Origin of the sequence: Chryseobacterium sp. CFS2 (assembly GCF_036543225.1) — a bacterium.
GTDB lineage: Bacteria > Bacteroidota > Bacteroidia > Flavobacteriales > Weeksellaceae > Chryseobacterium > Chryseobacterium culicis_A.
Map to the genome: position 1 here is coordinate 1 of NZ_JAZHQU010000016.1, position 12,685 is coordinate 12,685.

11 protein-coding genes and 1 tRNA gene are annotated in these 12,685 nt (G+C 36.5%); 6 read left to right on the forward strand and 6 right to left on the reverse strand.

Annotation, left to right across the window (positions count from 1 at the left end; all coding sequences use genetic code 11):
- The first annotated feature begins 285 nt into the window (after positions 1-285).
- The 3 genes from ODR02_RS23210 to ODR02_RS23220 all read left to right on the forward strand — a co-directional run bounded on the left by ODR02_RS23210 (position 286) and on the right by ODR02_RS23220 (position 2,896).
- Positions 286-924 (forward strand): alpha/beta hydrolase, encoded by a 639-nt coding sequence (locus ODR02_RS23210; RefSeq protein WP_209785633.1) that lies wholly within the window; start codon positions 286-288, stop codon positions 922-924.
- Positions 925-1,044: 120 nt separating this feature from the next.
- Complete coding sequence (locus ODR02_RS23215; protein ID WP_209785634.1) at positions 1,045-2,364, forward strand: PDZ domain-containing protein; 1,320 nt, start codon at positions 1,045-1,047, stop codon at positions 2,362-2,364.
- Between the two features lie 4 nt (positions 2,365-2,368).
- Entirely contained in the window at positions 2,369-2,896 is a 528-nt protein-coding gene (locus ODR02_RS23220) for a hypothetical protein (RefSeq protein ID WP_209785635.1), read from the forward strand.
- Here the strand turns inward: ODR02_RS23220 and ODR02_RS23225 are convergent.
- The 4 genes from ODR02_RS23225 to ODR02_RS23240 all read right to left on the reverse strand — a co-directional run bounded on the left by ODR02_RS23225 (position 2,889) and on the right by ODR02_RS23240 (position 5,687).
- Positions 2,889-3,932: a L,D-transpeptidase gene (locus tag ODR02_RS23225; protein ID WP_309513686.1), complete on the reverse strand. Its 1,044-nt coding sequence runs from the start codon at positions 3,930-3,932 to the stop codon at positions 2,889-2,891. The two genes, ODR02_RS23220 and ODR02_RS23225, sit on opposite strands and share 8 nt — an antisense overlap.
- 184 nt (positions 3,933-4,116) lie before the next feature.
- Positions 4,117-4,959, reverse strand: coding sequence for an XAC2610-related protein (locus tag ODR02_RS23230; protein ID WP_309513687.1), 843 nt, complete (start codon positions 4,957-4,959; stop codon positions 4,117-4,119).
- A 6-nt stretch (positions 4,960-4,965) separates the two neighbouring features.
- Complete coding sequence (locus tag ODR02_RS23235; protein WP_309513688.1) at positions 4,966-5,253, reverse strand: hypothetical protein; 288 nt, start codon at positions 5,251-5,253, stop codon at positions 4,966-4,968.
- Between the two features lie 11 nt (positions 5,254-5,264).
- On the reverse strand, positions 5,265-5,687 hold the full coding sequence (locus tag ODR02_RS23240) for a hypothetical protein (protein WP_309513689.1): 423 nt from the start codon (positions 5,685-5,687) through the stop codon (positions 5,265-5,267).
- 180 nt (positions 5,688-5,867) lie between these two features.
- Between ODR02_RS23240 and ODR02_RS23245 the strand changes: the two genes are divergently transcribed.
- The 3 genes from ODR02_RS23245 to ODR02_RS23255 all read left to right on the forward strand — a co-directional run bounded on the left by ODR02_RS23245 (position 5,868) and on the right by ODR02_RS23255 (position 11,099).
- On the forward strand, positions 5,868-6,917 hold the full coding sequence (locus ODR02_RS23245) for a helix-turn-helix domain-containing protein (RefSeq protein WP_309513690.1): 1,050 nt from the start codon (positions 5,868-5,870) through the stop codon (positions 6,915-6,917).
- Positions 6,918-7,052: 135 nt separating this feature from the next.
- Positions 7,053-9,899, forward strand: coding sequence for a TonB-dependent receptor (locus tag ODR02_RS23250; protein ID WP_309513691.1), 2,847 nt, complete (start codon positions 7,053-7,055; stop codon positions 9,897-9,899).
- An 18-nt stretch (positions 9,900-9,917) separates the two neighbouring features.
- The gene (locus tag ODR02_RS23255; RefSeq protein ID WP_309513692.1) at positions 9,918-11,099 is read left to right on the forward strand and encodes a phosphatidylinositol-specific phospholipase C domain-containing protein; all 1,182 of its coding nucleotides are present in this window, start codon (positions 9,918-9,920) and stop codon (positions 11,097-11,099) included.
- Positions 11,100-11,176: 77 nt separating this feature from the next.
- Here the strand turns inward: ODR02_RS23255 and ODR02_RS23260 are convergent.
- Together ODR02_RS23260 and ODR02_RS23265 are read right to left on the reverse strand one after the other, a co-directional pair.
- Positions 11,177-11,250: transfer RNA gene (locus ODR02_RS23260), tRNA-Asp, on the reverse strand.
- 245 nt (positions 11,251-11,495) lie between these two features.
- Positions 11,496-12,683, reverse strand: coding sequence for a glycosyltransferase family 4 protein (locus ODR02_RS23265; protein ID WP_309513693.1), 1,188 nt, complete (start codon positions 12,681-12,683; stop codon positions 11,496-11,498).
- Positions 12,684-12,685 lie beyond the last annotated feature (2 nt).

Consider the following 12,685-nt stretch of genomic DNA (forward strand, 5'->3'; position numbering starts at 1 on the left):
AAAGTCTAAGTAAACTTTTTGAATTGTAAAATTGCTTCATTTCTCCAAATAGATTTTTTAATGTTTCAAATATAAGTTTTTTATTAATATAAAAATAACTTTTATGAAAATTTTCCAATAAAGATTTCCAAATAATATCAAATCAATAAAAAGAAAAAGCCCGGGAAAAATTCAAAAATATACTCTAAAGAATTAATCATTACACATAAACCATCATGCAGCAGAAGTTCATTGTGTGAATAATAAAACTTAAGATTCTGTAGGTAATTTAATTATCTTTGCTGTATGAATTTAGATTATCTAGTAAGAGAACCGGAAAATATTACCCCAAATACCCCTATTCTTTTTATGCTTCATGGCTACGGCAGTAACGAACAGGATCTTTTCAGTTTCAGGGAAACGCTTCCCAATGACTGGATTATTGTAAGTTTCAGAGCTCCGCGTGATACTCAATTTGAAGGATACTCATGGTATGATATCAATTTTAATGATCCTGAAAACTTTATCGATGTTCCCCAGGCAAAGGAATCTTTACATGCAGTTCTGGAAAGTATGCTAAAGATTATCAATCACTATGGGCTGACGGAAAGTAAAGCTCATCTTTGCGGCTTCAGCCAGGGAGGAATACTGTGCTATGCGCTGGCCTTAAAGCACCCTGAACTTTTCAACTATGTGGCATGTCTGAGCAGTTATCCTGAAGAGAAAATTCTAGACGGCATTGTAAAAGATAAAAAGAAACTGGAAGGACTTCGTTTCTTCATTTCTCATGGTACGGATGATGCTGTGATCCCACTTGAATGGGGAAGAAAAGCAGCAGATCTTCTTTACGACCTTAGCTGTTACTTCACATTCAGAGAATATATGAGTGGTCATGGGGTCAATCAGAAGAACTATATGGATTTGATGGATTTCTTTTCAAAATAAAAAGAAAGCATTTTAAAATAAATTCAACAAAAAACACTACTTCATTGTAGTTTATATAAACATTCCAGCTTTTGGAATGTTTTTTTATTATCATATAGATAAATTCACTAAATTCAGTAAATGAAATTTAAATTGCTTTTACTGGGATTATTTCTAAGCATTTTTGTAAATGCCCAGAATTCTTTTGAACTCATCAATACTAAAAAAGCGGTTATTCCTTTTCAGTTTATCAATAATCTTATCTTTATTCCTATCAATGTTAATGGTGCTGAACTTACCTTTCTGTTGGATACCGGGGTTTCGGAAACTATTCTTTTTAGCCTGGAAAATAAAGAAGTGAAGCTAAGCAATGTTGAAAAAGTAAAATTTTCCGGACTTGGGGGAAGCTTAAGTATTGATGGACTGAAGTCTGAGCGCAATATGGGCAAAATAGGTGATGAAATTGTAAATACTTCCATGTCTCTTTATATCATTCTTGATGAAGAGTTTAACATTTCTTCCCATGTAGGAATTCCCGTAAACGGAGTGATTGGATATCAGTTTTTTAAAGACCATCCTGTTTATATCGACTATATTTCAAAAAAATTAACGGTCTATGAAAATTCTGATCTTTTAAAAAAGAAAGTCAGAAAATTTGAAGAATTCCCTATTACCATTGAAAGGGATAAGCCTTATCTTTATGCCGGAGTAGAAATGACGAATGAGAAGAAAGATTCAAAGCTTCTGATTGACCTTGGAAATAACGATGCGATCTGGCTCTTTCCCACTCTCATTAAAAACTTTGTGTACAACAGACCTAATATTGATGATTTTCTTGGCCGTGGTTTCAATGGAGATATTTTGGGCAAAAGAAGTCGTATTCATAATTTTTATTTGGGTAGTTTTAAGTTTGAAAAACCTCTTACCGCGATGCCGGATGAATACTCAATACAGCACGTTACTTTAGTGGAAAACAGAAAAGGTTCTGTAGGCAGCGAAATTATGCGGAGGTTTACAGTAGCTTTTGATTATCCCGCTAAAAAATTATATTTGAAAAAAAACCGTTTTTTTAATGATCCATTTCACTTTAATATGAGCGGGCTGGATTTCAAGCAGGACGGATTGGAATGGCAGCAGGACAAAATAACTATTGAAACTCAGAAATCAGCTACGGTAGTGAATGAAGTATATAAGGATGCCTTTCAGTATAAATTTAGTTTAAAACCTATATTTTCCATTGCTGGAGTAAGAAAGGATTCACCAGCCTATGAAGCAGGCCTTAAAAAGGATGACAGAATTCTGAGTATTAACGGAGATCTAACTTCTGAGATGACACTGGAAAAAATTGTAGAGATTATGAAGTCTAGCGAAGGCCGGAATATTACCATGATCATTCAAAGGAAAAATGAAAGGCTCACAGTAAGATTCACCCTGCAAGATCCGATTCCTTATCAAGAATAAACATATGAATACTGAAGAAACCACCTTAGACAAAATAAGAACCCGGCCCAGATTTAAAATGTTTACTCATCTTACCAAGGAAGAGTATGCTGAAAATCTGAAAAAATATATAGAAGAACATAAAGACGAGTTTTCCGGGAATATCAATAAAGAAGTTGCCACCATCTGGGTGAAAACAGAGTATGATAACTACTGGAAACCTCATCTTGCCCTACGGGTAGAAATAGAAGATGAACATACCACAATACGCGGAGTGTTCGGACCCAGTTCCGCAGTATGGACCTTCTTTATGTTCCTGTATTTTTCTTTTTCTATCCTATGGATGACTTTTTTTACTATGTATTACGTAGAAAAGCAAATAAAAAGCGCCGAATACCCTTGGGCACTGAGCGCTTCTTTTATCATGTTATTTTTTATTCTTCTTACTTATATTGCTGCCAGATTCGGACAACATAAAGGTAAAGAGGAAATGCTTAAGCTTAGATCGTTTGCTGAAGAATCTACTTTACAGTTTGAAAAAAAAATTAATTAGACACAGGTTCTATAGGTTTTTCATTCTGAATAGGTGTAGCTGCGGCTTTTGCTGCTTTGATAGAATCCACTACTTTTTCTCTGTTGCTTTGTTCTTTAAGCATTTTCGGAACGTCCGGTTCTAAAAGTTTCGTAAGCTCTTCTACAGAAATATTATTGGCATTAGGATCATCCAAAAGGTTTCTCCATGGTTTTCTTCCGCCCCACTTATAATCTCCGAATACCATTACAGCTGTACCTCGGGCTTTGGTTGTAGCACCTCCGGGGTTCAGAATCCAGGTATCTGCATAGGAATACAGCCATTGGGCATCTCTTCTCAGCAATCGTAAACAGGAATGGGAAGCTGGATATCCAGGAAGGGTATATTCATGCCATCCGATTCCTCCTATATTGTGAATATTAAAGTTATAGGGAAGTTTCCACTCGCTGCTCACGGTAGAAATTGCGAGTTTCTTTTTCCAGTTGGCAAAAGTAAGCCCTCTTGTAGTCTGGGCAGCTTTTTTCCCCATACTCGTTGGCCCCCATTTCACAAGACTTCCATTGGAATATACGGCAAAAGCCTGTATAGGATATGAGAAGATGACAAACTTTTTCACCCCGTTCAATACATCCAGCTGCATAGGAAACGGTGAATACGCCATCAATGTTGTATCTATTTTCGCAGGAACTACCAATGTATCAGAATTCCATTTACTCTTAGAATCCAGCCTGTTTAAAGCTAAAATAGCAGTTCGTTCTTCTACACTGTATTTCTTGCTGAATTCTGCATAAACAGAATCACGCATCTTTTTATCCTTTGGAAGAACAAAAGCGTTATAAAAACCATTCTCCTGCATAACAGGCGGAACAGATTCTTTTTTTACGACAGGAACAGAATCTTTCTTTATAGAATCCTTTTCTACCTCCGCAACTTCCGAAGAAGAAACAGTGTCTTTAAAAGTATCGCTTATTTTTTCTATTTCTTTTTTACAGGAAATAAGGAAAACAGCGCAAAAACATGCATAAAGAATAGATTTTTTCACAGATATGTTTTTCATAAATAAATCGGCCATTTAGTTTGGCTACCCAGTACAAATATCAGACCTAAATTTGAATCATAAAAGACATTCTTAAAAATACCGTAAAAAAACGGAGGCTTTATCACTGTAAATGAGGAGTTATCGTTGAATAATCTAAAAAAAACATAGATTTTAAAGATATTTCAAGACATTGAGCTGGACGTTATTCATCGGTCTTTTCTTTTGTAGAAATCCATTCTAAAGTTCCTTTTTTGTTAAACCGGTAAGTATCCTCATGCCATCTGGCTCCTCCCCTGCATCCTGTGGTTAAAAGTTTTTTATCCTTTTCTACTGTCACATCGCATAGACACGAGCAGCTTGAGCGGAAATAATCCGGTTCTTTAAGTTTTTCAAAGCGTTTGATTCCGGGATTATAAAGATAGATTTCAAATGTTCTGTAAACACCCATTCCTTCATCGGGAACAGAAAATGCGATATCATCATACCCGTCAAAGTTATAATCCTCTATAATACTCTGCCTGGTAAAAGAGGGTTTATCCGGAGCCGAAAGTTCAATAGCGGTCTTTTTCCCGTCAGGATAAGCAATCGTAAAATGGTTGTTATAAAAGTGATTAAAGGTAAGGACAGCATTATGCAGAAGATATTTACTGCTTCCGTCATATTTCTTTTCATCCTCAATCATTTCCATCTTAAATATTCTGTTGTCCTTCCCTCTTGTATAGGTAATGTTTGAAGCTGTATGATGCATCATTTCGAAAGTATATACTCCCGTAATTTTGCCTCCGATGATTTCATTCCAGACATAATACTCAATATCAGGCTGCCCGTCATTTCTTCCGCTATCGTCTACTGTAAAGCTTTTTACCTGTAGAGGAATGATTTCTTTCTTCCCTGAATATTGCACAAAAGCTCCTTTGCCCTGAGCTCCATAATAAAGCGTAAGCCTGAATTCTTTTGCTTCTCCTATGGATTTTAAGATAAAAGGCTGTGCAGAAATCATTACAGAAACCATTATCATACAGAATAAAAACAGGTTTTTCATCATGATCGTTTAAAGAAAAAGGTTCACTACAAATCTTACAATCCATAAAAGGATAATAAGTAACAGTATGGCAAACTGAACTTTATTGACATTTTTATTTCCGAATTTCCATACCAGAATCCGGTCTATGATAATCACGAGTAATATGGGAATCAGACTGAACAAAATATACATTCCGAATAATCCGTCTTCAGCAGATGATCCTGTCATGAGAACAACAGAGGCAATCAATCCGGCAATGATTGCAATGATTCCTACCAGAAAAAAGAGGGTCCAGTTTTGAAATTGTTTTTTCATGAATAATAATATCAGTGGTTGATTGTATTGAAACGGATATTGAATCTGTAATAGTAAAACATCCAAAAAGCCAGCCAGGGTAGATTCATAATCAGAAAAATAATCGTTTCCTCACCATCTATCTTTCCATCAGTAATAGTGAAAAAGGAAAAAACAGAAGCTATAACAGGTAAAAGAAACCAACATACTGCGGTTTTTAATTTTCCTTGGAACGGTTTTAAAAGAGAAAGCAGACTGCTTAAAGACAATAGACTCAAAAATACTATCCAGAAAAGGGTAAAACCATAGACCAATCCACTCATGTCACAGTTTCTCGGTGGATTTCTTACTTCTTTGGTAAGGCTTAAAAACAGAATCAAAAATAGGAAGGAAACCAAAGTGGAAATCAGCCAGGTCTTAAGTATTGCAAACAAAATAAATCTTCCTTTGGACATTCGGTGTATGCTTATTAGCTAAAGTACTAATATCCGCTCAATGTACAAAACCGGAAAATCCCTGAAAAACGGATCAGGATTCAAACCTTAACCGTCTGTCTGTTTTTAAGCTGATATTTAATAATTTGTTAAAGAATCCATCCCCATATTATCTATAATTTTGGCAAAATATCAGTTATCATGTTATACATCATTATGGTAGTTGTACTACAGGCACTTATCACCCTTACGCTGCTCATGTCTCTTATCAAAAACAGAGAATCTGTACTGAATATGCTGCTCCTGTATATCGGAGTGGTTACTCTGGATATGGGCTATGAATATTTCATTATCCAAAGGTTTGGCTATGAATCTGTTCTGTATGAAATTCCGGGAAGCCTTCGTGTTTTTAAAGGTCTTATTTTCTTATATATCACTACATATTTAATCCACGCAAAATGGAGAGATAAACTTAAATACCTTATTGTTCCACTAACTCTGGTGGTCATTCATCATGCGATTGCCATTTCTGCAAAGATGCTTGATCTTTCCTGGGCAGATCTGGCCATCACATCTTATAAGTCCTATTTCGTTTATTATAGTTATTATTGGATTGCCTGTCTTGTGTTGTGTATTTACTTACTTACAAAATACCACAAAAATATTACTCATCCTGTAGCCGGTAATTTCCGTTATCTGGTTTGCTATGTATTGCTGGGAGTATTGATGTTCTGGACAGTTTACAAGCTGGGTTGGGATACTTTGATCTATCAGAAGGTCTACAGCCTCCTGTTTCTTTTCCAGTTCGGGTGGATTTTGTACGTTTATATTTTAACGTACCAGCACAAACTACAGGAACAGCAAAATACAGCAGATTTTTCTGCGCCCAAAGAAACCTATCAGTATAAGGATCTTTCAAAAATAGATTTTGAGGCTGTACAGAATGCTATCATCTCGTTCTATAAGGAGAGCCATGAATATCTGGATGAAGAGTTTACATTAGACCAGCTTTCCAGCCATCTGAAAATAAACAAGGCAGATTTAAGTATCACTTTTAATAAACATCTTCATTCCAATTTCCATGAGTACACCAACAGAAACCGTATACAGCACTTCAAACAGATCTTGCTGGAAGACCCTTCGGTCAGTGTAACAGATCTTGCGTTTCAATGTGGTTTTAAATCCAAATCTACTTTTTATAAATATTTTAAAAAGGAATTTGACTGTCTTCCTTCCCAGCTTGTTCATTAGTTACAATTATTTAACATTAGCAACATACTGATTTACAATACAGTTCACCTCGAACTCCACAGAAAAAGTTGCATGAAATTTAAATGAACCAAAACTTTTGAAGGAGCTGACATCTTTGCACCAAACTTTATAAGGATGTCACGAGAAAGACTTTTTTTAACAAAAGCAGCATTTTTTCTTCTTGGGCCATTGGCCTTTGCACAAACTACCGTTCACGGAACGGTAGTAGACAGTCAGGGAAACCTACCCAATGCCCTGGTTTATATTGAAAACAGCGGACAGAAGATAACTTCTGACACTGACGGTTCTTTTGTTCTCAATACTATTTATGACGGAAGTTATCGACTTGTTGTAGAATATAAAGGATATGATAGTGTTTATATCCCTTTCACCGTTACGGATAAAAAGGAAGTAGATCTGGGATTAATTAAATTCGGAGCTAAGTTTAAAGAAAACAATCTTCAGGAAGTAGTTGTTACCAGTGTATATAAAGCATCACAGGCCAGAGCGATTACGATGAAGAAAAACTCCAATACCATCACAGAAGTACTTTCTGCTGATGCTATTGGAAAACTTCCGGACCGGAATGCCGCAGACGCCGTACAACGTATGCAGGGAGTATCAATCGAAAGGGATATGGGTGAAGGACGTTTTGTAGCGGTAAGAGGAACACCTGTTCAGTGGACAGCTTCTACTCTGAATGGCAACAGAATGCCGAGTGCCAGCGGTGATAATGCCAATCGCGGGGTACAGATGGATATTTTTCCTTCGGAACTTATTCAGAATGTACGTTTATCTAAAGCTTTAACACCCGATCTTGATGGAGATGCCATTGGCGGAAATGTGGATTTTATCACAAAAACTTCACCCAATAAAGAAACTCTGGCTATAAGTATGGCTTCTGGCTATGTGAACATGTCCAAATCCCCTACTTATAATACTTCTATTGTCTATGGGAATAAAATTACTGATAAGCTGAAATTCATTACCTCAGCAGTGATCTGGGAGCGTTCTACAGCTATTGATCAGATGAGAAATATTTACAACTACGGTCTGAAAGATAAAACAGCCTCCTATTCTATCAATCAGCTTCAGCTTCGTGATTATCTGGCTAACCGAAGAACTTTAGGGTTCAATTTAGGATTGGATTATGAGATAGACAGCAGGAATAAATTATATGCAAAAGCATTATACAGCCAATATAAAGACGGTCAGTCGGTGAGGGAAACTTATTTTAATTTTGACAGTAAAAATGTCCTTCTGCAGGCTCGTCATGCAGATTATCTTACGGACCTGTATTCTATGCAGCTGGGTGGTAATCATCAGGTAGGACAGCGTATGGAGGTTAATTGGTCTTTATCCAAAGCACGTTCTGAGTTTAAATTCAATTCTCCGGACAATCTTAATCCTTATGAAAGAGGTTATCCTATGGTCAATTTCATACAGCCTATGACCTATGGAAACCTGTCTGCTGACGGAAGAAAATATATGGCAATGGATGCTCCGGACGGCATTGGTGACACGGGAAGATACACTCAGCCATACAACCAGCAGGCAATAGCTGCAGATAAGCTTAAATTAAATCAAATAATCTTGAGCCAAAACCGCAACAGCGAAACAGATCTCAGAGGGCAAATGGATATTAAATATAAAGTTGCCGATAATTTTGAGCTTAAATTCGGGACCAAATACAACAATAAAAACAAAATCGTCAACAGTTCTCTGCTTGTTTGGATGCCCAAATCCTCATTGGGAGTCCCCGGAACTCCGGTCACTTATCTGAATCAGCTTGAGCGCGAGAATTTTCCGTATAAAGGAGGTTTCATGAATCCATTAGGAAATCCTTACAATGCGGTAATCATTGATCAGATGACCAATGCACAGATTGATCAAATGTACAATCCGGGTACTCAAAACAGCTTAGGACTGATGCAGGTGAGCAGTAAAGACAGCAATTCTAATATTACCAGTTCCTACAGAGGTACGGAAAATGTATGGGCTGCTTATCTGATGGGAACATGGAAGATTTCAGAACAACTTCAGGTATTGGGAGGCTTCAGAAATGAATATAATGATGTTACGTTCTGGGGCAAAAAAGTAGTAGCTGATAAGGATAATAAAATGGAAGACATTAAGGACAATAAAACATACAATGTAGTTCTTCCGATGGTCAATATGAAATGGAATATCAGTAGTGACCGCATCCTGAGGCTGGCTTATACCCGCTCTTTTGCAAGGCCGGATTTTAATGATCTAAATCCCGGAACCATCGTCAATGATATCACCAACACCATCACTCAGGGAAATACCAAACTGGATCCTACATTTTCAAATAATTTTGATCTTATGTTTGAGAACTATTTTGGAAAACTTGATCTAATAACAGCCGGAGTATTCTATAAAGATATCACCAATCTCATCTACAAAGATCAGTCTGTGGTAGATCTGGCAGGAAGAACTTATACGTTTACTGCCCCTAAAAACCTGGAGGGAGCCAGGCTCTTTGGTTTTGAATTCGGGATATCTAAACGTTTTGAAAATCTTCCGGGATTTTTGAAAAACATAGGTTTTGAAGGAAACTACACTTATATTTCTTCTAAAATGAATATGCCGGTCTATGAAAACGGCAAACAGACAGGAACTATGTCTACCACAATTCCTAATCAGGCAAAACATATTTTCAATACGATCCTGTTTTATGAAACCAGTAAGCTGATGATCCGTCTTGCCGGAAATTATAAAGGAAATTATGTAAGCGAAATCAGAGCTGCTGCCGGAGCTGACCATTATCAGTATTTTGATAAAAATTTCACGGTAGACCTTTCCACTTCTTACAGCCTTACAAAAAAAGTCCGTCTGTTTGTAGAACTCAACAATATTTTTAATGAGCCTAACCGCTATTATATGGGAACAAAGGATCGCGTAGAAAATATCTCCTACTCAGGAATACGTGGGCAACTGGGATTCAATTTCAATTTTTAATCAAAGTTTTTTATTCATATGAAAAAGTATATATATGGAGCTGCATTTTGTATGACAGCGCTGGTACAGGCACAGGATAAATGCCAGAATGTAAGAATCAATCAGCTGCAGATTGTGGGAACTCACAATTCTTATGCCCAGCCGGCAGATCCAAAAGTACTGGATCTGGTAGCTCCTATCATTAACGGAATGATGCAAAAATACAGCAGTATGATGTCTGAGGAGCAAAAAGTCAAATTTAAAGAGTATCATCCTTACGGAATGGATATGAAAGAGGGATTAAACTATAATCATCCTGACTTCACAGAGCAGCTCAACGCCAATCTGAGAGGACTGGAAATAGATGTTTATTATGATCCTGAAGGCGGCAGATTCAGCCATCCTGCAACGTATGAGGTATTAAAAGCCAAAGGAATCACTGATCTGGCTCCATTGAATACCAAAGGACTCAATAAGCCGGGGTTCAAAGTACTTCATATGGCAGATATAGATTTCAGAACACACTATCCTACTTTAAAAGATGCCCTTACAACTCTTAAAACATGGTCTGATCAACATCCGGAACACAGTCCTGTCTTCATGATGATTGAAGCCAAGGATTCCGGTTTTCCTATTCTTGAAAACAGTACAAAAGTACTCCCCTTTGATAAAAAAGCTTATGATGAGCTGGATGAAGAAATTGTACACTATCTGGGAAAGGATAAAATCATCACCCCAAAAGAAGTTCAGGGTAAATACAGGACACTTCAAGAAGCTGTAACCCACAACAACTGGCCAAAGCTTAATGACAGTAAAGGAAAATTCATTTTTATGCTGCTTCCCGGTAGTGCCGGAACCTTATCTTCTAAAAACAATCCCTATCTCATTGATGGATCATTAAAGGAAAGGGTGATGTTTTTGAACAGTGAACCGGATGATTCTTTTGCCGGATTTATATTGAGAGATAACGCAATCGTGAGACAGAAAGAAATACAAAATCTGGTAAAACAAGGTTATATGGTAAGAACACGATCTGACATTGAAACTTATGAAGCTAAAACTAATGATTTTACAAGATCTAAGGCTGCTTTCAGCAGTGGTGCCCAGGTTATTTCAACTGATTTTTTCCGATCCGGAAACACCTATGGAACGCCTTATTTTGTACAACCTCCTCAGGGGAACGATTATCTTTATAATCCTTTAAACTCACCGTGTAAATAAACCGAAAAGATCTATTTATAAATTTTTTCTGTATAAGTATAAATAAAAAAAGTCTTCTATTTCTAGAAGACTTTTTGCGATCCGGACGGGACTCGAACCCGCGACCTCCGCCGTGACAGGGCGGCATTCTAACCAGCTGAACTACCGGATCAATTAAAAAGCGTTGTTTTTAACTGGTGCAAATATATAGCTTTTTTTAGCTTTTCCAAAGAAACCTATTCCTTTTCTTTCAAAGCTTTTGTAAGGTTCAGATTGTCAAATACAAAAAAAATAAAATATTTTACTTTAAAAGCTTTTTAAAAGATTATTCTTCAAAATTCAGGTAGTTTTAGCATTAAAAAATGATTGAACAAATACCTACTTAAGCTTATGTACGAAATTCTTTCTCCTTATCATTTATTCTGTCTGTTCGATAACTTCAACAAATTTTTTGCACAAAATAGATTTGTCGTAAACTGTTTCAGCCAATTTCCTTGCATTCTGTCCCATTTCATCTACCACATCAGGGTTGTCTTTCAGATAAAGTACTTTTTGTACAAGTTCTTCCGGATGGTTTGGGTTTACATAATATCCGCAATGGTATTCTTCAGCTATATCTTTTGTCCATCCGGCAGAGTTTACAATAATTGGTTTTCCTGCAGACAAAGAATCGAAAAGTTTGTTGGGAGAGTTGGTATACAAAATCGGCAGATCCAAAAAGGAAATCACAGAAACATCCGAAAAATTAACAATCTCAGATACGTCAGTCATAGGGAACTTACCGAGAAATTTCACATTTTTAAGATTGTTTTTTTCTACTTCCTCTATTAAATCATTTTCGGTAGAACCACCTCCTACAAACAAAAATTCTATATCTTCTCTATTTTTTAATAATTTGGCGGATTCAATAATTGAATGAGCTCCATTTGCTAATCCCAGAGATCCAAAATGAACTACTTTGAAGGAATCTATTTTTAAGCCTAGCTTTTCCATCAATTGATCGTTTTTTCCTCTTGGCCAGAATTCATCCATTTTAGCCATATTAGGAATCATTGATGTTTTTTCTTTTGGAATATATTTTACAACTCCATCCTGCATACCGGGAGAAAGTGCAATAACACGGGAAGCATTTTTATAAATCGTTTTTTCCAGCAGACGAGTCGTTTTTATTGTCCAACTGTTTTTTATGGCTCCCATCTGTATAGGCACCTCCGGCCATAGATCCCTTACTTCAAAAACAAAAGGTTTATTTTTAAACCATTTTAATATAAGTGCCGGAATACCTATCGTAAGAGGAGTAGATGTAGCAATCACCAAATCGATATCTTTCTGTTTCAATCCCAGCACAGACGATTTGTACATAAATTTCAAGAAAGCCTTTAACCTTCTGGAAACACTCATATTCTGGTCATAGTCTTCTTTTATATAAACGACTTCAATACCATCAACTTGTACAACTTTAATATCCTCTGAAAATTTGGATGATGAGGTGAGCATGGTGACTTTATGCCCGTTTTTAATAAGTTCCTGTGCCAGCCAATATGACCTTGTTCCCCCAGGTTCCTGAGGAGTTACAAAATATTGGTGGATATATAATATATTCATTA